Here is a 24354-nt window from a genome sequence, read left to right as displayed (position 1 = left end):
TCGTCACAGACCACTCAGCCCACCGGCACCCGCCGACCTGACAACATCGGCCGCTCTGTCGGTGCCGCGCTTCATACTCGCCAGCAAACACCGTTCTTCCGGGAGGGACCCATGGCGAGGGGATCCAGGCGGGGCAACAGGCGGCGAAAGTCGAACGGCATCGACGATCTTCGAGTGATGGGACTGGCGGGAGCCGTCGTCGCGATCGTTTTCGTGGTCTACTTCATCACCGAATATCCGGGATGGGCGATGGCCATAACCGTCGTCCTGATCGCGGCCCTGAGCGGCGGGCTCTTCCTGCGGCACCGGGTCATCCAGGCCCGCCGCCTGCGGTTCCTCGCGGCCAACGCGGCCCTGGAGAAGGTCGACCTCATGACCGGGCCGCAGTTCGAGCAGCTGGTCGCCGAGCGCATGATCGCCCAGGGGTTCCGCCGGGTGCGGATCCGGGGCGGCGCCGGGGACGGCGGTGTGGACATCACCGCCGTCGCGCCCGACGGCACGCGCTGCGCCGTCCAGTGCAAGCGCTACAACAAGAGCGTCGGCGCACCGGCGGTCCGCAACTTCCTCGGAGCCCTGGCCAACGCCTTCACCGGGCACACCGGCGTGCTCATCACCTCGGGGCACCTCACCCGCCAGGCCCGTCAGGAGGCGACCGACGCGCGCCAGAGGCTGCTGCTCGTCGAGCGCGACCTGCTCGCCGATTGGCTGACCGGGAGGTTCGCGCTGCTCGCCAAGCCAACCCGGCTGGTCGCAGGCGACGAGCCGGCGACCTGAAGCCGGCGCCGCTGGTCGAAGACGACGTACTCGGCGACCTGATCAGCGGCGAGCCGGGTGGTCAGCCGGAGCCGCCGCTCGTCACGGAGACGAAGCCGGAGCCGGCGCGGTAGTTGGGGGACTGGTGGCGGAAGTAGGTGTTGTAGACCTCGCAGTAGCGCCCCCCACGGGCCAGCAGGGTCGCGTGGTCGCCCTCCTCCACGATCCGCCCGTGATCCAGCACGATGATGCGGTCGACGTGCTCGATCGTCGAGAGCCGGTGCGCGATGACGATCGAGGTCCGCCCGGCCAGCACCAGGTCGAGACCCTCCTGGATCTGGGCCTCGGTCAGCGGGTCGACGCTGGCCGTGGCCTCGTCCAGGACCACGATCGCCGGGTCCTGGATCAGCAGCCGGGCCAGCGCGACGAGCTGCCGCTGCCCCATCGACAGCGCCCGCCCGTGCTCGCCCACGTCCGTCTCCAGCCCGTGGGGCAAGGCCTCGATCCAGTCGCCGCCGCCCACCGCGGCCGCCGCGGCGTGTACCTCGTCGTCGCCCGCCTCCGGCCGCGGATAGCGGATGTTGTCGGCGACCGTGCCGCTGAACAGGAACGGGGCCTGCGGCACCGCGCCGATCTGGCTGCGGTAGGCGCCCAGCTCAAGGGTGCGGATGTCGCGCCCGTCGATCAGCAGGCGGCCTTCCTGGAACTCGTAGAACCGGGTGATCAGCTTGCTGAGCGTCGACTTCCCGGCGCCGGTGTGGCCGACCAGCGCCACGGTCTCCCCGGCCTCGATGCGCAGGTCGAAGTCGCGCAGCACGGGGCTGGCGGCGTCGTAGCCGAAGGTGACGCCCTGGAACTCGATGCGCCCGGCCAGCCTGCCCGGCGGCTCGGCGGCGCTCTGCACCACCCGCGGCGGGGCGTCGATCAGGGCGAAGACGCGCTCGGACGCGGACAGCCCCTGCTGGAACTGGGACCAGAACGCGGCGATGGACGTCAGCGGGAACCAGAAGAGTGACACGCCCTGGAGGAACAGGTACCAGTCGCCCGCGGACAGCCCGCCGTCGAGCACCTGCGCGCCGCCCAACCGGACCAGGCCCACGGTCGCGAGCCCGGCCACCAGGAAGAGCACGGGGAAGATGGTGGAGAAGACGAACCCCTGCCGGAGCGTCACCTGGTAGCTCTGCCGGTTGATCGGCCGGAACTCGTCGTAGACCTGCTGCTCCTGGCGGAAGTTCTTGGCGACCGCGATGCCGCCCATGGTCTCCTGCAGGTTGGCGTTGACCCGGCCGAGCGAGCGCTGCGCCCTGCGCGTGCTGATCCTGGCCAGCCGCCGGAACATCAGCGCCAGGCCGACCACGATCGGCACCACCAGCAGCGTCAGCAGGGCCAGCTCGACGCTGCGCACGAACAGCAGGACCGTGACGAAGCCGACCATCAGCACCTGGCTGATCAGGTCCATCGTCAGCGTGGACACGGTGGCGAAGTCGTCGGTGTCGGACGTCACCCGGCTGACGATCTTGCCGGACGGGGTCTCGTCGTAGAACGACAGGTCGCGCGCCAGCACCGCGTCGAACGCGTCCTCGCGCAGCCGGAGCACCACGTCACCGGTGACCTGCGCGCTGTATTTCTGCCGGATGAAGTTGAACACCCACGAGAGCACCCCGGCGACCAGGATCCCGCCCGTGAGCAGCCAGCCGACCGAGCCGATGGTGCCGTCGGAGACCGCGTCGACGGCCAGGCTGCCCAGCGCCGGCACGGCCGCCTGGCTCGCGGACAGCAGCACGATCATGGTGGCGACCAGGGCCATCGACCCCAGCCTGGGCCGGAAGTACGACATGATGCGGCGCAGCAGGGCACGGTCGCTGTAGGTGCGGTCGTAGTCCTCGCCGTCGAGGCCGTCCATGATGAAGCCCATCAGCGCACCCCTCCCTGCTCCGCGGCCAGCACCCCGTCCACGTCGCCGTCACCGTCCAGCTCGACCTCGTCGTAGTGCGCGAAGATCCGGCGGTAGAGCCGGCTGCGTGCGATCAGCTCGTCGTGGGTGCCGAAGTCGACCACTTCGCCGCGTCTGAGCAGGAGCACCTTGTCCGCCCAGCGGATCTGCGAGAGCCGGTGGGTGATCAGCAGCGTGGTGCGCCCCTCGAGGATGCGCCCGATCGCCTGCTGGATCCTGTCCTCGGTGGCGGAGTCGATGGCGCTGGTCGAGTCGTCGAGCACGAGGATCGCCGGATCGGTCAGCAGCGCCCGCGCGATGGCCAGCCGCTGCCGCTGCCCGCCGGAGAGCGTGACCCCGCGCTCGCCGATCACGGTCTCGTAGCCGTCGTCCAGCTCGGCGATGAACTCGGCGGCCTGGGCGTCCTCCGCCGCCCGCACCACGGCCTCGTGATCGGCCCGCTGCCCCAGGCTGAAGGCGATGTTCTCGGACACGGACCGCGAGAACAGCACGATGTCCTGCTCGATGGTGGAGATCTGGGACCGCAGCGAGTCGAGGTCCCAGTCGCGCACGTCCACGCCGTCGACGAGGATCCGGCCGGACGTGACGTCGTAGATCCGCGGCACCAGCTTGGTCAGCGTGCTCTTGCCCGACCCGGTCTCGCCGACGATCGCCACCGTCTCCCCCGGCCGCACGGTGAACGTCACCCCGCGCACCGCCGGCTCCTCGTCGTCCTCGTAACCGAACGTCACGTCCTCGAAGACGAGCTCCCCGCCGATCGGCGCGGCATGCCCCTCGGCCCGCTGCTCGATCTCGCTGTCGGAGGTGACGACGCTCAGGATCCGGCGCGAGGACACGATGCCGATCTGGATCAGGGAGAACGTGAAGATCGACATCTGTGTGGGGAACCCGAGCTGGCCCATGAGCCCCATGAACGCCACCAGCTCGCCGATGGTGATCGCCCCGATGCCCTGGAGGTAGAGGCCGTGCCACAGCGCTCCGGCCATGGCGAAGGAGAACAGCAGGGTGGGCAGGTAGCGGGCCTGGACCAGCCCGTTGCGTACGAAGAGGTCGCGGTAGAGCCGCGCGTCGGCGCGGAAGCGCCGCCGCTCCTGCGCCTCCTGCGCGGTCACCTTGATCACCTCGATGCCGCGCACGGCCTGGTTGAGCCCGGCGTTGAGGTCGCCGAACTGCTCGCGCATGCGCGTGGCCACCGGGTTGAGCTGCCGCATGTAGTGCCAGAGCGCGACCGTGAACACGACGGCGAACAACCCGGGCGACAGCAGCAGCCGCGGGTCGATCGCCCCGATGAAGAAGATGGGCACCAGCCCGGTGAGCCCCGAGTCCACGATCAGGTCGACCCCGGGCGTGATCATGATGGAGAGCTGCCGGATGTCGTTGGCGGCCCGGGCCATCAGATCGCCGACCCGCTGGCGGTTGTGGAAGGTCTGGCTCTTGCCGAGCAGGCTCACGTAGAGCTCGTCGCGCGCGTCCCGTTCAAGGCGCTTGGCCAGCACCTCGCTCGACAGCCTGGCCACGAGGTCGAACAGCCCTCGCGCCAGCACGATCGCCAGCAGCGCGAGCGCGATGAAGCCGAGCGCGTCGAGCGGCTCGCCCGGCCGCCCCAGCACGGCGTCGAAGGCGTCGCCGGTGAACAGCGGCACCATGGCGTTGAGCACCACCATGACCAGCGACCCGCCGAGGAACCCGAGCAGGTGCGCCGGATGCCGGCGTAGGTGGGACCAGAGCCAGCGCACCGGGCCGCGCCGGTTGTAGCTCGGGCCGGAGACAGAGAACTCCGAACTGCTGGTGGTCACTGGCAGGCCCTCCCCCGGGCGCGAGCACGCGAGTATCGAACCTGCTTTCTATCACCGGGCACCGACAGTTTCCCAGTTCATTTTCACCGGGCCCGGCCGGCGCTCGGGCGACCCCCAAATGAAAGGTCCGATACCCGCCGTCGTCCCGCCCCCCGATCGGGCCAAGATGAGCGCCATGATCGAACATCCCCCTGGCCAGGCGTACGAGATCCGCGCCGGCCGGCACATCTGGGTCGAGCGGCACGGGGACGGCGACGCCGTGGTGCTGCTCGCCGGACTGGGCCCTGCGGGATCGCATGTGATCTTCCACCCGCACTTCGACGCCCTGGCGGCGGACCACAGGGTGATCTACGTCGACCTGTTCGGCCGCGGCCGCTCCGGCCGTCCTCGGCACCTGTCCGAGATCACCTTCGCCGATGACGTCGCCGACGTGGCCGCGCTGCTCGTACAGCTGGGCCCCGCCCACCTGTACGGCTTCTCGTACGGCGGGCTGATCGCGCAGGCGATCGCCCTCGACCACCCCGCCGTGGCGCGTACCGTCACCCTGGCCAACACCCTGCACAGCCCCGAGATGTGGCACCTCAACCACGCCAACATCAACCGTGAGCTGACCACCCAGCTCCCCGAGGTGTGGGAGCGGATCCAGGAGCTGCGGCTGGACGGGCTGCGCTCCACGGACGAGCCGCTCAGGCGGGAGTTCGCCAAGGCGGCGGCCCTGGTCCGCTTCTACGACCCGGCCAACGCCGCCCTGCTGGCCGACGAGCCCGGCGCCAGGAACCAGGAGCTTTATCCGATCTTCTGCGGCGACGACGTCGATTTCGTGATCGGGGGTGAGGTGGCCAGGATCCCCGACTTCCGGCCCCGGCTCAAGGAGATCAGCGTTCCCCTGATGGTGCTGGCCGGCCGCCACGACCGGGCGCTGCACCCGGCGTTGCAGCGCGACTTCCGGCGCTTCGCGCCCCAGGCCCGGTTCCACATGCTGGAACGCAGCGGCTCGTTCGGCCACGTCGAGGAGACGGAGACCGTCCACTCGCTGCTGCGGGACTTCTGGTGGCAGGCATGACCGTCATGACGGAGACGTCCGGACGTACGGCCCGCCGGAGCTTCGGGCTGCTGTGGGCGGGGCAGTCGTTGTCGCTGTTCGGGGACCAGTTCATGACGCTGGCGCTGCCGCTGCTCGCGGTGACGGTGCTGGGCGCGACGCCGGCTCAGGCCGCGTTGCTGCCGTTCGCCATGTTCCTGCCCTTCCTGCCGCTCGGCCTGCCGGCCGGCGCCATCGTGGACCGGTTGCCCCGCCGTACCGTCATGCTCGTCTGCGACGGCGTCCAGGTGGTCGCGTTCGGCGCGATCTGGGTGACGGCGGTCACCGGCGTGCTCAGTTTCCCCCTGTTGTTCGGGTTGGTGCTGGTGAGCGGTTGCGCGGTGGTGTTCTTCCAGGTCGCCTACACGTCGTACCTGCCCGGGCTCTTCCCCGACCCGGGCGAGCTGCACACCGGCAACACCCGCCTGGCGCTGTCGGAGTCGACCGCCAAGGCGGTCGGCCCGATGGCCGCGGGGCCGGTCATCGGGCTGCTCGGCGTGGCCGGCGCACTCCTGGCCAACACCGTCAGCTTCGCCGCCTCGCTCGTGGCGCTGGTCGCGATCCGGCACCGCGAGGCGCCGCCCGCCGTCACCGTGCGGGAGCGGGGCTGGGTACGGCGCGACGTGGCGGCCGGGCTCAGGTTCGCGCTCGGGCATCCGGTTCTGGAGCCTGTCCTCGCCTGCGGCACCGTTTACGTGCTGTTCCTCTCCATGGTCGAGACCAGCCTGGTCCTGTACTGCCGCAACGTCCTGGGACTGTCGCCGCAGTGGATCGGGATCGTGGTGGGCGCCGCCGCGGCCGGCTACCCGATCGGCAACCTCGCCTCGGCCTTCCTCATCAGGCGTCTGGGCAGTCCGCGCGCGCTCATGCTCGCCGCCACCGTGTCGGTGCTGGGCATCGTGGCCATGCCCGCGCTGGGGGCGGCGCACGGCAGCCTGGGAGCCGCCGGCCTGGTCATCGGCAGCATCGTGCACTGCGTGGGCGAGGGCGCGTTCAGCCCCATCTCGCTGACCCTCCGCCAGACCCAGACCCCGCCCGAACTCCTCGGCCGGGTGTCCGCCGTGCAGCGGTTCCAGTTGTGGGGCGCGGTCGCGCTCGGCGCCCTGCTCGCCTCCGCGGCCACGGCGCTCGCCGGGCTGGAGTCGACGGTGTGGATCGGTGCGCTCGGCACGATCCTGTGCCTGCCCGCTCTCCTGCGCCGCGGCATCCGCACCGCCGTGCTCACCCGTACCGTCTGATCCACGCTGTGGGGTGCCAGTTCGCGATCATTCTCACCTACCACCAGCAAGCATATGGGTGCATCAAATCCATCCCGTCTGCCTATCGCGCTGGTAGAGTTCGGTACATGGATCTGGGGGCGTCACGATTGGAGTCCCGCTTGACGACGCTTCCCCCGACCTTCACCACCGCACAGTCGCGTCTGGCCTCGCTTTCCTCGCGTGACCTGGCCGGCCTGATCATCGACGGAAAGGTCCATGAGCTCTCCCGAGGGGTCTACCGGCAGGCATCCGCCCCAGAATCGGCGCACCTCGACCTCCTGGCCGTGTGCATCCGGGCTCCGAACGCGGTTGTCTGCGGCGAATCCGCTCTCGCTCTTCACGAACTGATCGACGACATCCCCACAGCCGTGCACATCGCGGTTCCCAGAGGCCGCCACCGTCCCTCGATCTCCTACCCACCGGTTGTGGTCGCCCAGTACTCCCCTGACACGTTCAGGCTTGGCATCGAAGGCTTTCAAGCCGCACCTGGAGAACCCGTGCCGGTCTACAGCGCCGCTCGGAGCGTCGTCGACGCCATGCGCCACCGTGGACGCATCGGCGAAACCCTCGCCCTGTCCGCACTCGGCCGCTACCTGCGCCGCAGCGACCACGGCAAGCTCAACGAGCTCCAGCACATCGCCGGCAAGTTGGGCGCGCTGTCCCTCATTCGCCCCGTAGTCGAGGCGGTGCTCGCCTAATGCCGAACCCCGCTCGTGCCACCACCGCTGGGCGCATCTACAACGACCTGAGGAATCTGGCCCAGCGCAGCAGACGATCCACCGATGAGCTCATGGTCGAGTACGTGCTCGAACGGTTTCTCTACCGCCTGGCCACGTCCCCTTTCGGCGGCCGGCATTTCATCCTCAAGGGAGGCCTCCTACTCGCCCAGCTCGGAGCCCGCCGGATGACCCGCGACATCGACATCCTCGGCCGCGCGTTTCCCTGCGACGAAGAGGAGATCATCCGCCGGATCGCGGCGATCGCCACCGTGCAGGTCGAGGACGGAGTGACCTTCGACCCCGCCACGTTGAAGGCCATGCCTATCCGTGAAGAAGACGAATACAACGGCTTGCGGCTGGCCATGGCCGCCACAATCGCCAGGGCAAAACTGAAACTGCAGCTCGATGTAAGCTTCGGCGACCCAGTCACTCCAGCACCACAAATCATCGACTACCCGCAGCAGCTCTGCACAGGCGGCTTCCAGATCTTCGGCTATCCACTGGCCACCGTGATCGCCGAAAAGCTCTCCACCGCTGTCGCCCTCGGTGACCTCAACACCCGCGACCGGGACTACGCGGACCTCTTCCGTCTGGTTTGCCTCCATGACCTCAATGGCAGCGAACTCACCGCAGCACTCCACGCCACCGCGACCCATCGTGGCATCAGCCTCAAGCCGCTCAGCACCTTGATCACCGACCTGGGCGAACGGCGCCAGTCTTCCTACGCTGCCTGGCGCCGACGCCAGAGTGCCGCCGCAAGCAGTTACCCGGAACGATTCACCACCGTCGTGGAACTCCTCCTCGGTTTCGCCGACCCACTTCTGACTGGCGAGGCCACTCACCGAAGTTGGAGCGCCGGAAGAAGGACATGGTCTTGAAGCGGAAATGCCCGTAGCCGGCATGGAGACTGCCGTACCCGTACGAGTGTGTGACGCCGATTGTTCCTGCCGCTTGTCGCTGTATCTCGGCTGGACCCGCACGGGGCCACGGGCCGGCCCGTGGCCCCGTGTCATGAGAGGAGTCAGCAGCCGCCCCGGTTGTACACCCTGAACGTGTTGCTCCACCTACCGACGTACTTCGACTCTCCCGGTGCCACGCAGAAATAGGTGTTCCCGCCCAGCAGGTAGGTCACGAAGATGTTCTCGCCGGCCCCGGAGCAGTTCTTGTACATGGCCGCGTCGCCGTCCCGGTACAGGCCGCAGGCAGATGCCAGGTGGCTGCGCTCGTTGACGCCGGCGGTCGCCGGGGTCGCGGTGAGCAGCGTGGCGCCGAGGGCCGCGAGGACGGTCAGGAGGGTGACGGGGGACGAGTTCTTGATGGTGACTGGCATGGTTCGGGCTCCTGTTCTGGTTGGTCGATCGCCCTGGATCGCTGCGCGGCGGGGCGTCGGGTTCAGGAAAGCCACCCCGGTCAGGTGTCCAACAGAGGCCCGGACGGACTCGTCCGAAATCGGTCCACGCACCGGCCAGGCCCGGACAGCACCAGCCAGGTTCCGGCTAGTATGTCCAGCCAAGTAATGGATCACGTACTTGGAGTAATTTTGAGCCAAGACGACGCATCACGTATCCACCGGCTGTCAGCGATCAGAGCGCTGGGCGACGCTCTCGTCGATGACGTCGCGGGCACCTCCCCCGTGTCGCACCTGGCCGAGGTCAGCGACTTCCCCTCGAACATGCGCATGGGCTCCTGGGCCATGGGAGTGCTCGGATGGCCCCTGACCAGCGAACACGACAAGATCGTCGGTTACGCGGAGAGCACGGTCCTCAACACGATCGAGGCCCTGCACGACCATCGGGACCGGCTGCACACGGTCGCCGGCAACATCCAGACCGTGGAGAACAGGAACGAGGCCAATGTCCGGCGGCTTTAAGATCCCCGTCCCCGGCGGGACCCCCGACCCGTTCCAGCCGGGTGACGAGGGCGGCGACCTCAAGCGGATGCAGTACTCCACGCTCGGCATGTACGCGTTCGCCGCCCTGATCTTTCCCGTGTTCGAGCGGGTGGTGGTCGCGTACGGGCTGTCGGTCCCGTCCGATCCGCAGGTGATGCACAGGGCCGCGGACGGCTGGAGCGCCTTCGGAGACGGTGTGTACGCGGCGGGCGCGACGGCGCGGGAGCAGCACGACAGCGTGTCACAGGCCAGCTGGCAGGCGCCGGAGCGGGAGCTCTACGGGCAGAGAGTCGCCGGCTACGCCATGGAGTCGGACACCGCGGCCGACTCCGCCCACAGCCTCTCGTGGATGCTCAGGGTGCTGGCCAACCTCTGGACGCTGTACATCTACCTCCACGTGGGCATCGCGAGCCTGGCCATGGCCACCCTGGCCAAGGCCCTACTCGTCGGGCCGGGAAGGGTGTACTACACGTGGGAGGCGCTGTCGCAGGCGATGACCGCCGAGAAGCGGGTCATCGAGCTGCGCAACTTCACGCTCAGGACCGTGCTCGGCCTGGCCCTGAAGTACGGTGCCGCCTGGATGACCGAGCGCACCCTCACGGACGGCCTCAAGCCGCAGTACGCGGCGGGGCGCTCCCAGGAAGCCTGAGGCCGGACAGGAACGCTCAGTAGCCGAGCTTCCTCCGCATACGATCCAGCTCACCCATCGCGTCACCCATCATCCGGTCGAAGGCCTGCTGCGCCTCCGCGACCTTCGCCCGGGCGGTGTCCGGGTCGCCCAGGGCGCGGTCCAGTCCTCCGCCGAACGCGCCCGCCATGATCGCGGACAACTGGCGCTGGAGGTCGGCGTCGGCGTCGCGGATGGCCGCGAGGATCGCCGCGGACATCTCGTGCACGCTCATCCGCTTCGCCCGCGGATCGATGTCCAGCCGGCTCACCCCGCCCTGCGCGGTGCACTCGACCGCGATGAGACCGTCGGCGGCCGTCGCCCGCCCGACCGCCGCCGCGACCCCTTCCTGCGCCGCGGCAAAGTCGGCCACCCGTTTCTCGGAATCCCGCAGGAACGCCTCGGCGTCGATGTTCGCGAAATTACCGAGCGGGTCGTCCACGTGCGGTCCTCCATCCACGTACGTTCGTCCGGATGGTCATAGCACAGCTCCGTTTCGTAGTGATTTCCTGGCGCTCGGGAGTCCGGATCGCGTACCCCTGACAGCACGTCGTTGGAGCACCAGTGCCCAGATCGTCGACAGGAGCGCGAAAGCCCCGAGGGTGGCGAAACCGGCCCCCGCGCTGGTGTGATCGGTGACGGTGGCCACGAGCAGCATGACGACGATGGTCGCGGCGAGCCCGCCGCCGTTGGCGAGACCGAAGACCCGGCCTATGTCCGTACGACCGGCCCGGGCCATCAGCAGATTCCGCGAGGAGATCCTCGCCTGACCGAAGACGAACGCGCCCATGGGGACCAGCACGGCCAGTCCGGCGACGCCCAGCTGCCCCTGAGTGACGATGAGCAGGCTGCACGCGAAGAAGCCCGCCACTGCGATGCGCAGATCGGAGTACCGCTGGGCGAACAGCCGGTATCCGGCGGCGGCGGCGAGGAAGCCGAGGCTGCCCAGGGCGTCGATGGCCCCGAAGGTCCCCGCGCCGCGATTGAGCTCGACCAGGACATACATCGGCAGGAGGGCGTTGAAGACGGTGACCACGACGCTGCCCTGCGCGTACAGAAGGATCAGGCTGCCCATCGGAAGCGGCGGCCGATCCGGGCCCGCGGCCTCCACCGGCTCGTCGGCGGGCCCGCCGACGACCAGGGTACGGCCGACGGCGGTCACGCAAAGAGCGGAAACGGCGAACGTGGCCGCGTTGAAGACGAGCAGGGGGACGGCGCCGAAGACCTGGACGGCGAGCCCGCCGACGGTGGCGGACAGCAGCATCCCGGCCTGGGTGGCCATCTCGTAGCGGCCGTTGAACCGGCGCAGGACAGTGCCGCCGGGGACCCGTTCCTTGATCAGCGCCGCGCTCGCCGGCACGAAGATCGCGCTGACCAGGGCAAGCGCGAAGTTCGCGGTGTAGATGCCGGCCTCGGCCGCACCACCCGCGGCCAGCCACAGCGGCAGGCCGAGGGCCACGATCGCGCTCACCGCGTCACAGGCGATCCACAGGACGCGGCGATCCAGACGGTCCGCGAGTCGTCCCAGATACGGAGACAGGACGGCCTGCGGCAGCGCGACGGCGATGAACAACCAGCCCACGGCCATCATGGTCTGCTGCTCCCGGGCCAGCAGCAGCGCCCCGGTGATGAGCTGGACGTTGTTGCCGAGCGCGGTGGTGAAGGCCGCGGCGATCAGCAGCCGCATGGTCGTGCGATGGGGGATCTGAACGGGCATGCGCACAGTCTCCGCATCACCACTGACACCGAATGTCAGTGATGTTGCGGGCACGCTCCACGCGACCCGACGCGGTGTCCGTCTGCCCGATACGTTCCCGTAGGCAACTCGTCGGTTTACTCGCTGCGGCACTTCTGTCGATGGCCGTACGACCTCTCGCAAGTCATGCCGACATCATCACTCTCGAAAAGGCTGACCAACCTCGGATAAAGCGGCCGGTTCTTGATCGGATAAAAGCGTCGGCGCGGCGCGATGGCATTACCCTCGCCCAAGCGATGGACAGGTATGCGGCCGGGAACCCGCGCATGACCGCGGACACGCCGGACGGCCCCGTGACGTATCCCGACGTCCTCATCGAGGATCTGCCGTTGGTGGAGCTCATCGACCTGCGACTCGCCGCCAAGAGCCTGGGCATGTCCTACGAGCAGGCCATCGACCGATACGCCTGGCAGCCCAGACTCAACGAGATCGGCGAGCGACTCCTTCGGACCCACCCCGGAGAGCTCTCCGGGATCGCCCTCGTGGACGGGGCCACGAGGGTCCGCATCGGGTTCAAGAACGAGGTGCCCGACGAAGCCGTGACACTGGCCAGGACGCTGCCGGTCGAGGTCGAACTCCGAGGCCGTAAGGGATTCTCGGAATCAGAGCTGGTAGAGGTCATGGAAGAAGCCCATGATTCGCTGCGCGCACGGCCGGAAGTACGCCAGGTTCGGGGCCGCTATGACATAGAAACAGGTCGCATAACCCTCGGCGTGCGTTTCAACGAGGAAACCAAGAAAAACATGGTGGCCGATCTCCAGCTGCCGCCGCCGGCGCGTCCGCCCGCCACTGTGCGTTGAGCACACTCATCTACAGCAATCACTCCGTCCAAGGTGGCTCGACGACCATCTCCCGCGCGGCGGTCGCCGCGAACTACGACCTCGCCCGGCTCACGTCCGGCAGCATGATCACCACCCGGACGTTCTACTCCGACTGGCAGAGCAGCCGGTATGTCGACAGCGTGGGGACGAGCCCCTTCCGCGGACAGCTCATCTGCAAGTTCGGAATCAGCACCGGGGCAGGCTGCAGCACCGTCAAATTGATCAACGAATTCATCGACGACCCCGACGGGCGACCCGTCAGAGGGCTGGTCGTGATGGCGGCGCGTATCACCGAACGTGGTGACAGCGGCGGGCCATGGTATGACGGGGGCACGGCCTGGGGATTCCACCAAGGCACCTACAGCCCCAATCGCCTGGAGGCCAAGACCTCGGCTTTCACCCCTGCGTATCTCGTGCCTACCGCTCTTGGCGCGCAGTGGAAGATCTATCGACGATGACGAGATCGGCATCGCTCAGGATCCGGGTGGTGGTCGCGGGCGTGGCTTTCGCCGCCACGGCGTGCGCCGCCGGCGACACCGTTCAGGTCATCGGCACCGATCCGGTGATCGTCGTCCATGACTTCTCGTCCGGCATGCAGATGCAAGTGGAGGCCACGCTGGCCTACGATCCGCGGAGCAAATGCCTGAGACTGGATTTCCGTAGCGGTCCCAGCATGTTGCCGGTGTGGCCGAGGAGCACCCGCCCGCTGATCCATGACGGGAAACGCGGCGTGCAGGCCCCTACCGCGGGACGGATAGTCGAGGGTGACACGATCATCGCCGGAGGCGGATCGGCCGACTGGGCATCGAATCGGCCCGGAGGCGTCAAACTACCGCCCGATTGTCTCCCCGCGGAGCGGGACTTCAGCGTTTTCGTCATCAACGCGGACGACCCGATCACCATTGATTCACGGTGAAGTCGCGACGAGGCGGTCCAGGGGTGTGGTGGGCAGGGCGATCCAGCCCTCGGTGGTGGCCGCGCTCGCCTGCTCCCCCGTCGGTACGGTGACCAGGCCGAGGGCGGCGGCGCGGGCGGCGAGGGCCGACACGACGGCGTCGGTGGCATGGTCCGAGGCCCGGCAGAGGGGCTCGTGGTCGCCCAGGTCCAGCCATGGCGCCGCCTCCTGGAGCCGGTCCACGAGGTGGCCCAGCTCGGTGAGGTTGGCCGCACGCTTGTAGCCGCGGTGCGGCAGGCTCCACTGCTTCAGGCAGGCCGCGGGGTAGACCTCCACGACGGCGCCGGTGCCGCGGCGGTCGACCGGGTGGTCTCGGCGGGCGAGCTCGGCCAGGAGGGCGGCGCAGCGCATGGTGGCGTGCGCGATGCGGTCGGCCGACACGCTCAGCGGGGTCAGGCCGGTCTGCTGGTGTACGACCTGGTCGGTGACCCGTAGCGCCAGGTCGCGGCGCCAGGCCCGGCCTGCCAGGCCCGGCGGCACCTGGACGTGACCGGTGCGGTGGGCGGTGACGAAGTCGACGAACCGGTCGGGCCAGCCGAGCGGGCAGTCGATCCCCGCCTTGTCCGCGGCCATGACCGCCTCGACGATCAGGGCGTCGTCCGCCCCGGCGACCACCCTGACGAGCCGCGCGCGTCCGGGCGACCAATCGAGCCAGGCCACCGCGGTTCGCACCGCCTCCGCGGCGAGATCGACGCCGACCGTCACCATCCGCGGGCTCAGTCCTCTCTGAGCGTGGGGAGGCCGGCGAGGAGTGCCTTGAGGGCGCGGACGAGGGTGGGGATGAAGTCGGGGCAGGTCGCGGCGATGTCGGGGTCCTGGGCGTAGAGTTCGGCGAGCACCGGAGAGGGGTTCGCGACGGGGTAGAGGACGCTGGCCAGGGCGGTGGCGGCCGCGACCAGTTCCGTTCCCTCGTCGGCCGTCAAGCCGGTCACTCGGGCGACCTGCTCGCCCAGGTCGGCGATGACGGCATGGATGGCGCGTTTGAACGTGCGGGCCGCCTCGACGGAGACGTTGTGCTCGAGGGTCGTCGCGGTCTGGCTGAGGAGGTCGCACAAGAGCGGCCGGCCCGCGATCGTCTCCGCGAGCGCCGCTGCGACCCCACCCGATGCGACCCCGTCCGATGCGACCCCGCCCGGCGGGGCGTCGAGGCGGGCGGTTACGGCCGCCGCCCACTGGTGCCACTCGTCGGCGGCCAGGATGAGGTAGATCTCCTCGCGAGTCCCGAAATAGCGCATGATGTTGGACTTCGCCAGCCCGACGGCCTCCGCGACCGCCCCCAGGCTGACGTTCCGAACCCCCGAGGCCATGGCGAGATCGCGGGCGGCCGCGAGGATCTCCTCGCGCCGCTGCTGCTTGTGCTCCGGCCGCCTGGCCCGGACGAATGCCCGCTTCATGTCGCGCTCCAGCATAGGTGACCAGACTTTAGAGGACGACGTTCTCTTGTTAAGGAAACGCCGTTCTGTTAGCGTCGGCATCCTACGGAGGGGAGAAACGTGTGACAGAGCTACGAATGCGGGTGAACGGCGTCACCCGGACCCTCGACATCGAGCCGTGGGTCAGCCTGCTCGACGCGCTGCGCGACCACCTCGGGCTGACCGGCCCGAAGAAGGGCTGCGACCAGGGTGCGTGCGGCGCGTGCACGGTGCTCGCGGACGGGGTGCGGATCAACGCCTGCCTGGCCCTGGCCGTGCAGTACGCGGACAAAGAGATCACCACGATCGAGGGGATCGCGAAGGGCGAGGACGGCACGCACCCGATGCAGGAGGCGTTCGTGCGCCATGACGGGTTCCAGTGCGGTTACTGCACCTCGGGCCAGATCTGCTCGGCCGTCGCCATGCTGACCGAGCACGCCGCCGGCATGCCCAGTGCCGTCACCCCCACGACAGAGCGCATCGAGCTGACCGAAGACGAGATCAGGGAGCGCATGAGCGGGAACCTGTGCCGGTGCGGCGCCTACAACGGCATCCTCGACGCCATCAAGGACGTCGCCGCGCAGGAGGCGCCATGAAGCCGTTCACCTACGTGAAGCCGCTCGACATCGACGAGGCACTGCAAGCGGCCGGCCCCGCCGTCAAGTTCCTGGGCGGAGGGACGAATCTGGTCGACCTCATGCGCGAGGGCATCGAACATCCCGAAACGCTGGTCGACCTCACCGGCCTGCCGCTCGACGAGGTGGACGAGCTGCCCGGCGGCGGCCTGCGGATCGGCGCGCTGGTACGCAACAGCGCGCTCGCCGCCGACCGCCGCGTCCGCGCCCGCTACCCGGTCCTGTCGCAGGCCGTGCTCGCCGGCGCCTCCCCCCAGCTGCGCAACATGGCCACCGTCGGCGGCAACCTGCTGCAACGTACCCGCTGCAACTACTTCTACGACCAGGCGCACGCCTGCAACAAGCGCGAGCCGGGCAGCGGCTGCGACGCGCTCGGCGGGTTCAACCGCGGGCACGCGGTCCTGGGCGTGAGCGAGAGCTGCATCGCCACGCATCCGTCCGACATGTGCGTGGCACTGGCCGCCCTGGACGCCACGGTCGAGGTGCGGAGCGTGCGCGGCACGCGGCGGATCCCCCTGGCCGACTTCCACCTGCTGCCGGGCGACACGCCGCAGGTCGAGAACGCGCTGGCCGAAGACGAGCTGATCACGGCGGTCGAGCTGCCGCCCGCGCCGGTCGCGGCCAACTCCCGTTACCGCAAGGTGCGGGATCGGGCGTCGTACGCGTTCGCCCTGGTCTCGGTGGCGGCGGCGCTGGAGGTGCGGGACGGGACCGTGACGGCGGCCCGCCTGGCGCTGGGCGGCGTCGCGACCAAGCCGTGGCGGGCCTTCGAGGCGGAACGGGTCCTGGTCGGCGGCCCGGCGACCGAGGAGGCGTTCGGCCGCGCGGCCGACGCCGAGCTGGCGCCCGCGACGGTCCAGCCGGGCAACGCGTTCAAGGTGGACCTGGCCAGGGCCACGATCGTGGCGACGCTGAGGGAGCTGGCATGAAGATCAAGACGCTGAGGGGCCCGGCATGAGCATCGAGACGTTGAGGGAGCCGGCATGAGCATCAAGTACGTCGGCCGCCCCGTCGACCGGCTCGACGGCCGGGACAAGACCACCGGCCGGGCCCGTTTCGCGGCGGAGCACGACTATCCGGACCTCGCCCACGCCGCCCTCGTGCACTCCACGATCGCCCGCGGCCGCATCACCGCCGTCGACGCGGACGCGGCCCGCGCGGCGAAGGGCGTGATCGAGGTCCTCACCCACGAGAACGCCCCCGCGATGAAGCCCCCGCCCTCCCGGAGCCTGCTGAACCTCAGCACGATGGTCATCGGGACGTCGGTCAACTACCTGGCCACGGACGAGGTGCACTGGAACGGCCAGCCCGTGGCGGTCGTGGTGGCCGAGTCGCCCGAGACCGCGCGGCACGCGGCGGGCCTGGTGCGGATCACGTACGAGGAGCTGCCCGCCGTGGTGGACTTCGCTGCCGAGGAGCCGAACGCCACCCCGCAGAAGGGCAACGCGCTGATGCCTGCGGCGGCGGACAAGGGGGACGCGGAGGCGGCGCTGACGGCCGCGGCGGTCTCGGTGGACCTGCGCTTCACCACGCCGCCGCACAACCACAACGCGATCGAGCCGCACGCGACGACCGCCGTGTGGGACGGCGACCGCCTGACCCTGCACGAGAGCACGCAGAGCATCACGTGGCTGCGCAGCCATCTCGCGCAGCGGTTCGGCGTTCCCGAGCGGAACATCCACGTGCTGTCCCCTTACGTGGGCGGCGGGTTCGGCGGCAAGGGCTCGGTGTGGGCGGGCACGCTGCTCGCCGTGCTGGCCGCCCGGGCCACCAAGCGCCCGGTACGGCTGGCGCTCACCCGGGCGGGCGTCTACCACACGGTCGGCGGCCGGACCCCGAGCACCCAGCGGGTCGCGCTGGGCGCGGACTCCGGCGGGAAGCTGACCGCGCTGATCCACACCAGCGTCGCCAGGACGGGCCGGGTCGGCGGCGGCGGCGAGCAGATCACCTCGGCCTCCCGGCACCTGTACGACTCCCCGAACATCCGCCTGCGCCAGAGCCTCGTCCAGCTCGACCTGATCTCCAACACGTTCATGCGGGCCCCGGGCGAGTCCATCGGCACCTATGCCCTGGAATCGGCCATGGACGAGCTGGCCTGCGAGCTGGGCATGGATCCGATCGAGCTGCGGATGCTCAACGAGCCGGCGCGTAACCCGATGGACGGCAAACGGTTCGCGCACCGGATGTTGCGCGAGGCGTACGAGGTCGGGGCGGAGCGGTTCGGGTGGCGTGAGCGCGATCCGCGGCCCGGCTCGATGCGCGACGGGCGGTGGCTGGTCGGCATGGGGGTGGCGTCGGCGTACCACCCGGCGTTCCAGCTCCCGGCGAGCGTCACCGTACGGCTGGGCGCGGACGGCGGGGTCGTGGTGCGGTGCGGCCTGCACGAGATCGGCGTGGGCGCGGCGACCGTGCAGGCGCAGATCGCGGCGGACGAGCTGGGGGTGCCGCTGGAGTCGGTACGCGTCGAGGTCGGCGACTCCGAGCTCCCCGCGGGCCCGATGGCGGGCGGTTCCGGGCAGACGGCGAGCGCGGCGGCCAGCGTGCTGGAGGCCTGCCGCAAGCTGCGGCGTTCCGCGCTCGACCTGGCGCGCAAGTCGCCGGACTCCCCGCTGCGCGGCGTGCGCGATCCGCAGGCCCGCGACGGCGGGCTCTACCAGGGGTCCAGGGGCGAGACGTACGCGGCGATCCTGACCCGGGCGGGCCGCGACCACCTGGAGGCCGCGGCCGGGGGCGGCATGCTGAGGTTCATGGCGAAGACCGTGCGCGACCGCAGCCGGTGGGTGAAGGCCGCGTCCGGGGCGCACTTCTGCGAGGTGCGGGTGGATCGCGACACGGGCGAGGTACGGGTCTCGCGCTGGACGGGCGTGTTCGACGTCGGCACCGTGATCAATGAGAAGACGGTGGCCAGCCAGCTGCGCGGGGGCATCGTGATGGGCATCGGCCTGGCGCTGTCGGAGGAGACGCTGGTCGATCCACGCAGCGGGCGGATCGTCAACGCGAGCCTGGCCGACTACCACGTGCCCGTGCACGCCGACGTCCCGCGCATCGACGTGCACTGCCTGGACGAGCCGGACCCGACGATGCCGCTCGGGCTGATCGGGGTGGGCGAGGTCGGCATCACGGGCGTGGGCGCGGCCGTGGCCAACGCCGTGCGCCACGCCACGGGCAAGCGGGTCACGGATCTGCCGATCACGCTCGATAAGCTGCTGCCTCTCTGAAGCAGTCCGAGGAGGCGACCATGTCACGTCCGCCCGTCCCGCCGTTCACCGAGGAGACCGCGCGCGTCAAAGTGCAGGCCGCCGAGGACGCCTGGAACACCTGCGACCCCGACCGCGTCGCGCTCGCGTACACGGAGGACTCGGTGTGGCGCAACCGCGACGAGTTCGTGACCGGCCGCGACGCGATCAGGGACTTCCTGCGCCGCAAATGGGAACGGGAGCTGGACTACTCCCTGCGCAAGGAGCTGTGGGGCGTGCTGGGCGACCGCATCGCGGTCCGGTTCCAGTACGAGTGCCGCGACGCCTCCGGGCAGTGGTGGCGCAGCTACGGCAACGAGCAGTGGGAGTTCGACGAGTCGGGGCTGATGCGGCGCAGGGAGGCGAGCATCAACGACGTGCGCATCGAGGAGAGCGAGCGCCGCATCTTCGGGCCGCGCGGCGACGACGAGCAAGGCGTGGACGTGCTGCCGCTCAGATGAGGTAGCGCAGCCACAGGTACGGCACCGACAGCGCGACGGTCACGAGCGTGACGACCAGCCCGTACTTGGTGAACTGCCAGAAGCTGATCGGGGTGCCGTTACGGGCGGCGATGCCGATGACGACGACGTTGGCCGCCGCCCCGACGGCCGTGGCGTTCCCGCCCAGGTCGGCCCCGATGGCCAGCGCCCACCACAGCACCTGGGCGGGGCCGTTGCCCCCGTTGGCCTGGACGAGGTCGGCCACGATGGGACTCATGGTGGCGACGTACGGGATGTTGTCCACGACGGCGGACAGCCCGGCCGAGACCCACAGCAGCAGCATCGTGGTCAGGCCGAGCCGGCCGCCGGTGGCCTCGGAGGCGGCCTTAGAGATCTGGCCGATCACCCCGGTCTCCACCAGAGCCCCCACCATGACGAACAGCCCCGCGAAGAACACCAGCGTCGGCCACTCGACCTCGCGGATGGCCTCCTCGGTCGTCACCCTGGTGGCCGCCACCAGCACCCCCGCGCCCAGCAGCGCCACGACCGACGGCGCGTAGTGCAGCACGGGATGCAGCACGAACGCGGCCAGCACCAGGGCCAGCACGGCGAGCGACTGCCACAGGAGCTTGCGGTCGGCGATGGCCTCCCGCTCGTTCAGCGACATGATCTCCGCGACCCGCTCGGGGTCGTAGCTGAACGACGCCCTGAACAACCACCGGCACAGCCCGACGAACACCACCACCAGCACGACGATCAGCGGCGCCATGTGCGCGAGGAAGTCGTTGAACGTCAGGCCGCCGCGGCTGCCGATGATGATGTTCGGCGGGTCGCCGACCAGCGTGGACGCGCCGCCGATGTTGGACGCCATGGCCTCGGCGATCAGGTACGGCGCCACCGGCAGCGCCAGCCGCTCGCACACCAGGAACGTCACGGGGGCGATCAGCAGCACGGTGGTGACGTTGTCCAGCAGCGCGGAGGCCGAGGCGGTGATCACGATCAGCAGCGCCATGAGCCGGAACGGCTGCCCACGGGCCCGCTTGGCCGACCAGATCGCCAAATATTCGAATATCCCGGTCTGTTTCAGGACACCGACGATGACCATCATGCCGAGCAGCAGGAAGATCACGTTCCAGTCGATCCCGGTGTGCTCGTCGAAGAACGCCGCGCTCCCGTCGGTGGCGTGGATCAGCAGCATGACCCCCGCCCCGCCGAGCGCCGCCGCGACCCGGTGCACCTTCTCGGTGGCGATCAGCGTGTACGCGAAGAGGAAGGCGGCCACCGCCACCCAGGCGGTGGCGGTCATGGCGACTCGATGAGCATGATGGGCGAACTCCGGGAACGACGGCACGATCGCCGACCAGACTTCCCGGCACACCACCAAGAACATATCAAAATGCGTCAAAGCCGCACTATGTTGCCGCGCTATGCGACTGCGCCGTAGGCGGGCTTGCCGGCCCACTCGTACGTGACGTACACGACGCCGGCGTCGGTGGCGGTCGATCCGGTGAGCTTCAGCCCGGCCGGAGCGGTCCCCTCGGCGAAGAGCCGCTTGCCCTCGCCGAGGATGACGGGGAAGACCAGCAGGCGGTACTCGTCGATCAGCTCGGCCCGCTGCAGCGTGCGGAGGAGATCGCTGCTGCCCTGGACGAGGATCTCGCCGTCGGTGCTCTTCTTGAGCTCGGCCACCGTCTCGGCCGCCTCACCCACCAGGACCCGCGTGTTACGCCATTCGGCGGTCATCGGCGTCCTCGTGGTGACGTACTTCGGCATGCCGTTGATCTTGGCGCCGCCCTCCTCGTCGGGCACGTCCGGCCAGTACGACGAAAGGATGTCGTACGACCGGCGGCCCAGGAGCATGCCGTCCGCCCGCTCGAGCTGCTCGCCCATGATGCGGCCGAACCCCTCGTCCACGTACGGCGGCAGCCAGCCGCCGTGGGGGAAGTCGTTGGAGTCGTCCTCGCCGGGTCCGCCGGGGCCCTGCATGATGCCGTCAAGGGACAGGAAGGTCGAAACCACCAGCTTGCTCGCCATTGTCGCCACTCCATCTCGCCGTGAGGGCCTTGCGGGCCCTGCCGTCCTTCTGTGGCTTCAGCCTGGCGGACAGCGTTTAAGGATTCCTTACGGCTTCCCTAAGGCCTACGCGGCGTCGCGGTGGTGGCCGTGGTACGGCGGGGCGAGATCGGCGCCGCGCGGCCCCGACAGCGTGGCGCGCAGGTCCGCCATCTGGATGGTCCGGCTGATGTCGGTGGGGGTGAGCAGGCCGATCAGCCGCCCGGCCGGGTCGAGCACGACCGCGCGCCCGTCGGCGCTCCCCTCCATCCTGGCCAGCAGGTCGGTCAGCGGCTCGTCGGGCCGGGCCCGCGGCACCTCCTCCGGCGGGCAGGCGATGTCGGCGAGCCGGGTCGTGCCCCGGTGCTCCGGCTCGACCCGGCGGATCCGGTTGAGCGTCACCAGGCCGGCGAAGGTCCCGTCCGCGGCGACCAGCGGATACGTGGACAGCCGGTGCCGCATCACGACCCGGTCGATGAGGCCGGACACGGTCTCGTCCGGCGAGGCGACCACGGGGTGCCCCGACATCGCCTCCTCGACGCGGACCCCGTGCAGCGCGGTGCCGAGCCGGGTCTGCTGCTCCTCGGCGCTGGCGGCGTTCACCAGGAAGAGGCCGATCAGCGCCAGCCACAGCCCGTCGAAGCTGCGCCCGGTGACCACCTGCAGGAAGCCGATCGCGATGAGCACATATCCGAACCAGCGCCCGGCCCGGGCCGCGGCGATCGCCGCCCGCGCCCGGTCGTGCCACCGCGCCCACAGGATCGCCCGCAGCACCCGCCCGCCGTCCAGCGGGGCGGCCGGGACCAGGTTGAAGATGGCGAGGAGCACGTTAACCCCGGCCAGGTAGGCGAACATGCCGCCCAGCAGCGCCGCCCCGGAGACCAGAAAGGCGATCGCCCCGAACACCACGCCGGCCAGCAGGCTCGTCGCGGGCCCCACCACGGCGATCTTCAGATCCGCGCCCGGCGACCGGGGCTCGCCGCGCAGCTCCGCGACCCCGCCCAGCAGCCAGAGCGTGATCCGCGACACCTCGACGCCCTCGTGCCGGGCCATGAGCGCGTGCGCCAGCTCGTGCGCGAGCAGCGAGGCCATGAACAGCACCGCCGCCGCCAGCCCGGCCAGCACGTACGCGGCGCGCGGGTAGCCGGGGAAGACCGCGGGGAACCGTCCGAAGCCCAGCCCGAACACCAGGATCGCGACGATCACCAGCACGCTGATGTTGAGCCCCACCCGCACGCCCCCGATGCGGCCCAGAGGGATGGATGAACGCATCTCGCCTCCCCTGCGGCTTGATTTGTTCGCTCAAGTGCAACCTGCCCGCAAAAGCGCAGCCCAAGCGCTGTTCAGGAAGTGCCGAGCAGCCCCGCCAGCTCGGCGAACGCGGTGGCCGCGGGGAGCGGGTCGGCCGGGAGGGCCAGCAGGATGGTTCGCTCGGAGGCCGGTTCGAGAGGGACCGCGTGGACGCCCGGGTGGTGGGCGGGCAGCGACAGCTCGGGGACGACGGTCACGCCGAGCCCTTCGGCGACCATGGCGAGGATGCTGCCGGTGTCGCGGACGCGGTAGTGGCAGCGCAGGCTCGTCCCCGCCGCCCGAGCCAGGGCCGTGATCAGCGGCTCGCACCCGCCCGTCGACATGATGAACGGGTGCCTGGCCAGCTCGGCGACCGGCACGGAAGCACGTTCGGCCAGCGCGTGACCGCTGGGCAGGACGGCCAGCATCCGGTCGGTGGCCAGCGGGCGTGTGACCAGCCCCGCCACATCGGTGGCCATGTCGGCGGGCACGGCGCCGGCCGTGAGGGTGCCGACGTCGGCGGCGCCGGTCCTGAGCCAGTCGAGCACCTCCCCGTCCGACCCCTCGATCACGGTGAGCCGCACGCGCGGGTGGGACTCACCGTAAAGCCGCAGGATCCGCGGCAGCAGGCGCGCGTTGGCGCTGGGGATGACGCCCACGCGCAGGCTGCCGGTGTCCGCCCCGCGCGCCGCGGCCACCTCCTGCTCCAGCGCTTCGAGCTGGGTGAGGATGAGCGTGGCGCGGCGGCGGACGGCCCGCCCGGCGCTGGTCAGGCGCACCCCGTGGCTCCCCCTGACGAGCAGGGAGAGGCCGAGCTCGCTCTCCAGGCCGCGCAGGGCGTGGCTGACCGCGGACTGCGTGGTGTTCAGCTCCTCGGCCGCGCGGGTCATGTTGCCGGTACGCGCGACCGCCAGCAGGATCCTGAGCTGCGTGAACGTCATAGCGCCGCGCGCAGCAACCCCACGACCAGCGGGTGCGGCCGTCCGGGCAGCGATCTCGTCTGCGGCACGAAGAGCGTGGCCAGATAGAACGGGTGGCCGGACAGCTCCAGCACCCGGGCCTCGCCGCTGTCGTCCACGCCCGTCACGCGCAGGCCGCCCTCGTGCAGGGCGCTCTGATGGGCCGGGTTGAGGCCGAAATTGCAGTAGTACTGCTCCTTCACCTCGCTCTCGCCGTACAGGGCCGCCACCGTGGAGCCCGGCGTGAGCGTGACCGGCATGGTCCGGCCCGCGAGGGAGCAGGTCAGCTCGGAAATGAACAGGTTGGACGCGTACGGGTCGTACTCGGCGTGCTGCGCGTCCTCGAACCCGAGCACGTGGCGGGCGTACTCGATCACCATGTGCTGGCTGCCGCCGCACGTCCCCAGGGTGGGCACGCCGTGCTCGCGACCGTGCCGGAGCGCGGCCAGCGCGCCGAGCAGGCTGCGGTACGGGCTCCCAGGGGCGCACCACAGCACGTCGGCGGCCCGCACGACGGACAGGTCGGATTCGAGCGGCTCGGTGGCCAGCCAGCGGACCTCGACCGTGATTCCCAGGTGATCGGCGGCGTGGCCCAGCGCGTCGTCGGTGGCCACGTGCGGGACGAACGTCTTGTCGCGGTCCCCGACGACCGCGACCTTCAGCGAGGACTTCATGCGC

At 70.0% G+C, this 24354-nt stretch carries 26 protein-coding genes; 14 read left to right on the top strand and 12 right to left on the bottom strand.

Annotated elements, in window-relative coordinates:
• Positions 1–177 precede the first annotated feature (177 nt).
• The gene (locus ACWDRB_RS11380) at positions 178–774 is read left to right on the top strand and encodes a restriction endonuclease (protein WP_449892956.1); all 597 of its coding nucleotides are present in this window, start codon (positions 178–180) and stop codon (positions 772–774) included.
• Between the two features lie 61 nt (positions 775–835).
• On the opposite strand, the gene ACWDRB_RS11375 is transcribed toward ACWDRB_RS11380, so the two are convergent.
• Together ACWDRB_RS11375 and ACWDRB_RS11370 are read right to left on the bottom strand one after the other, a co-directional pair.
• Positions 836–2668 (bottom strand): ABC transporter ATP-binding protein, encoded by a 1833-nt coding sequence (locus ACWDRB_RS11375; protein WP_449892955.1) that lies wholly within the window; start codon positions 2666–2668, stop codon positions 836–838.
• Positions 2668–4503 carry an ABC transporter ATP-binding protein gene (locus ACWDRB_RS11370; RefSeq protein WP_449892954.1) on the bottom strand — a complete coding sequence of 612 codons (1836 nt, stop codon included), beginning with the start codon at positions 4501–4503 and terminating at the stop codon, positions 2668–2670. Before ACWDRB_RS11370 ends, ACWDRB_RS11375 begins: the two co-directional genes overlap by 1 nt.
• 175 nt (positions 4504–4678) lie before the next feature.
• On the opposite strand from ACWDRB_RS11370, the gene ACWDRB_RS11365 reads away from it, so the two are divergent.
• The 4 genes from ACWDRB_RS11365 (at position 4679) to ACWDRB_RS11350 (ending at position 8440) form a co-directional block, all read left to right on the top strand.
• Positions 4679–5566 (top strand): alpha/beta fold hydrolase, encoded by an 888-nt coding sequence (locus ACWDRB_RS11365; RefSeq protein ID WP_449892953.1) that lies wholly within the window; start codon positions 4679–4681, stop codon positions 5564–5566.
• Positions 5563–6822, top strand: coding sequence for an MFS transporter (locus ACWDRB_RS11360; RefSeq protein ID WP_449892952.1), 1260 nt, complete (start codon positions 5563–5565; stop codon positions 6820–6822). Before ACWDRB_RS11365 ends, ACWDRB_RS11360 begins: the two co-directional genes overlap by 4 nt.
• A gap of 140 nt (positions 6823–6962) precedes the next feature.
• Positions 6963–7541 (top strand): type IV toxin-antitoxin system AbiEi family antitoxin domain-containing protein, encoded by a 579-nt coding sequence (locus tag ACWDRB_RS11355; protein ID WP_449892950.1) that lies wholly within the window; start codon positions 6963–6965, stop codon positions 7539–7541.
• A gap of 92 nt (positions 7542–7633) precedes the next feature.
• Positions 7634–8440, top strand: a complete 807-nt coding sequence (locus tag ACWDRB_RS11350) for a nucleotidyl transferase AbiEii/AbiGii toxin family protein (RefSeq protein ID WP_449892949.1) — start codon at positions 7634–7636, stop codon at positions 8438–8440.
• A gap of 143 nt (positions 8441–8583) precedes the next feature.
• On the opposite strand, the gene ACWDRB_RS11345 is transcribed toward ACWDRB_RS11350, so the two are convergent.
• Positions 8584–8892: a DUF6355 family natural product biosynthesis protein gene (locus ACWDRB_RS11345; protein WP_449892948.1), complete on the bottom strand. Its 309-nt coding sequence runs from the start codon at positions 8890–8892 to the stop codon at positions 8584–8586.
• Between the two features lie 210 nt (positions 8893–9102).
• Here ACWDRB_RS11345 and ACWDRB_RS11340 point away from each other — a divergent pair, with 210 nt between their 5' ends.
• Positions 9103–9432, top strand: coding sequence for a hypothetical protein (locus ACWDRB_RS11340; RefSeq protein WP_449892947.1), 330 nt, complete (start codon positions 9103–9105; stop codon positions 9430–9432).
• Positions 9416–10102, top strand: a complete 687-nt coding sequence (locus ACWDRB_RS11335; protein WP_449892946.1) for a hypothetical protein — start codon at positions 9416–9418, stop codon at positions 10100–10102. The genes ACWDRB_RS11340 and ACWDRB_RS11335 overlap by 17 nt, the downstream gene beginning before the upstream one ends.
• A 16-nt stretch (positions 10103–10118) precedes the next feature.
• Here ACWDRB_RS11335 and ACWDRB_RS11330 read toward each other — a convergent pair whose 3' ends face one another.
• Together ACWDRB_RS11330 and ACWDRB_RS11325 are read right to left on the bottom strand one after the other, a co-directional pair.
• A complete protein-coding gene (locus tag ACWDRB_RS11330; protein WP_449892945.1) occupies positions 10119–10562 on the bottom strand; it encodes a YbaB/EbfC family nucleoid-associated protein in 444 nt (147 codons plus the stop codon).
• 36 nt (positions 10563–10598) lie between these two features.
• Positions 10599–11837 carry an MFS transporter gene (locus ACWDRB_RS11325; RefSeq protein ID WP_449892944.1) on the bottom strand — a complete coding sequence of 413 codons (1239 nt, stop codon included), beginning with the start codon at positions 11835–11837 and terminating at the stop codon, positions 10599–10601.
• 305 nt (positions 11838–12142) lie between these two features.
• Here ACWDRB_RS11325 and ACWDRB_RS11320 point away from each other — a divergent pair, with 305 nt between their 5' ends.
• From ACWDRB_RS11320 to ACWDRB_RS11310, 3 genes are read left to right on the top strand one after another with little or no spacing between them, the layout of a single operon-like run.
• A complete protein-coding gene (locus ACWDRB_RS11320; RefSeq protein ID WP_449892943.1) occupies positions 12143–12676 on the top strand; it encodes a hypothetical protein in 534 nt (177 codons plus the stop codon).
• The gene (locus ACWDRB_RS11315) at positions 12673–13155 is read left to right on the top strand and encodes a hypothetical protein (protein WP_449892942.1); all 483 of its coding nucleotides are present in this window, start codon (positions 12673–12675) and stop codon (positions 13153–13155) included. The genes ACWDRB_RS11320 and ACWDRB_RS11315 overlap by 4 nt, the downstream gene beginning before the upstream one ends.
• Positions 13156–13184: 29 nt before the next feature.
• Entirely contained in the window at positions 13185–13613 is a 429-nt protein-coding gene (locus ACWDRB_RS11310; protein ID WP_449892941.1) for a hypothetical protein, read from the top strand.
• Here the strand turns inward: ACWDRB_RS11310 and ACWDRB_RS11305 are convergent.
• Positions 13605–14360 carry a DUF429 domain-containing protein gene (locus ACWDRB_RS11305; protein WP_449892940.1) on the bottom strand — a complete coding sequence of 252 codons (756 nt, stop codon included), beginning with the start codon at positions 14358–14360 and terminating at the stop codon, positions 13605–13607. The two genes, ACWDRB_RS11310 and ACWDRB_RS11305, sit on opposite strands and share 9 nt — an antisense overlap.
• Positions 14361–14368: 8 nt before the next feature.
• Positions 14369–15046: a TetR family transcriptional regulator gene (locus tag ACWDRB_RS11300; RefSeq protein WP_449892939.1), complete on the bottom strand. Its 678-nt coding sequence runs from the start codon at positions 15044–15046 to the stop codon at positions 14369–14371.
• Between the two features lie 116 nt (positions 15047–15162).
• Between ACWDRB_RS11300 and ACWDRB_RS11295 the strand changes: the two genes are divergently transcribed.
• The 4 genes from ACWDRB_RS11295 to ACWDRB_RS11280 are packed head-to-tail and all read left to right on the top strand — an operon-like array spanning position 15163 to position 19396.
• Positions 15163–15660 (top strand): (2Fe-2S)-binding protein, encoded by a 498-nt coding sequence (locus ACWDRB_RS11295; RefSeq protein WP_449893716.1) that lies wholly within the window; start codon positions 15163–15165, stop codon positions 15658–15660.
• Entirely contained in the window at positions 15657–16628 is a 972-nt protein-coding gene (locus ACWDRB_RS11290) for an FAD binding domain-containing protein (RefSeq protein WP_449892938.1), read from the top strand. Before ACWDRB_RS11295 ends, ACWDRB_RS11290 begins: the two co-directional genes overlap by 4 nt.
• Before the next feature lie 54 nt (positions 16629–16682).
• Positions 16683–18917: a xanthine dehydrogenase family protein molybdopterin-binding subunit gene (locus ACWDRB_RS11285; RefSeq protein ID WP_449892937.1), complete on the top strand. Its 2235-nt coding sequence runs from the start codon at positions 16683–16685 to the stop codon at positions 18915–18917.
• Between the two features lie 20 nt (positions 18918–18937).
• Positions 18938–19396 (top strand): nuclear transport factor 2 family protein, encoded by a 459-nt coding sequence (locus ACWDRB_RS11280; protein WP_363970295.1) that lies wholly within the window; start codon positions 18938–18940, stop codon positions 19394–19396.
• On the opposite strand, the gene ACWDRB_RS11275 is transcribed toward ACWDRB_RS11280, so the two are convergent.
• From ACWDRB_RS11275 to ACWDRB_RS11255, 5 genes are all read right to left on the bottom strand, one after another.
• The gene (locus ACWDRB_RS11275; protein WP_449892936.1) at positions 19389–20780 is read right to left on the bottom strand and encodes an ArsB/NhaD family transporter; all 1392 of its coding nucleotides are present in this window, start codon (positions 20778–20780) and stop codon (positions 19389–19391) included. The genes ACWDRB_RS11280 and ACWDRB_RS11275 overlap by 8 nt on opposite strands.
• A gap of 20 nt (positions 20781–20800) precedes the next feature.
• A complete protein-coding gene (locus tag ACWDRB_RS11270) occupies positions 20801–21409 on the bottom strand; it encodes a dihydrofolate reductase family protein (RefSeq protein WP_449892935.1) in 609 nt (202 codons plus the stop codon).
• Positions 21410–21514: 105 nt separating this feature from the next.
• Positions 21515–22699: a site-2 protease family protein gene (locus ACWDRB_RS11265; protein WP_449892934.1), complete on the bottom strand. Its 1185-nt coding sequence runs from the start codon at positions 22697–22699 to the stop codon at positions 21515–21517.
• Between the two features lie 71 nt (positions 22700–22770).
• Positions 22771–23658 (bottom strand): LysR family transcriptional regulator, encoded by an 888-nt coding sequence (locus tag ACWDRB_RS11260; RefSeq protein ID WP_449892933.1) that lies wholly within the window; start codon positions 23656–23658, stop codon positions 22771–22773.
• Positions 23655–24350: a CTP synthase C-terminal region-related (seleno)protein gene (locus ACWDRB_RS11255; protein ID WP_449892932.1), complete on the bottom strand. Its 696-nt coding sequence runs from the start codon at positions 24348–24350 to the stop codon at positions 23655–23657. Before ACWDRB_RS11255 ends, ACWDRB_RS11260 begins: the two co-directional genes overlap by 4 nt.
• Between the last annotated feature and the right edge of the window lie 4 nt (positions 24351–24354).

The organism is Nonomuraea sp. NPDC003707 (assembly GCF_053587055.1).
Note: the sequence above shows the minus strand (reverse complement) of the source record. Positions and strands in the feature narration are given on the sequence as shown.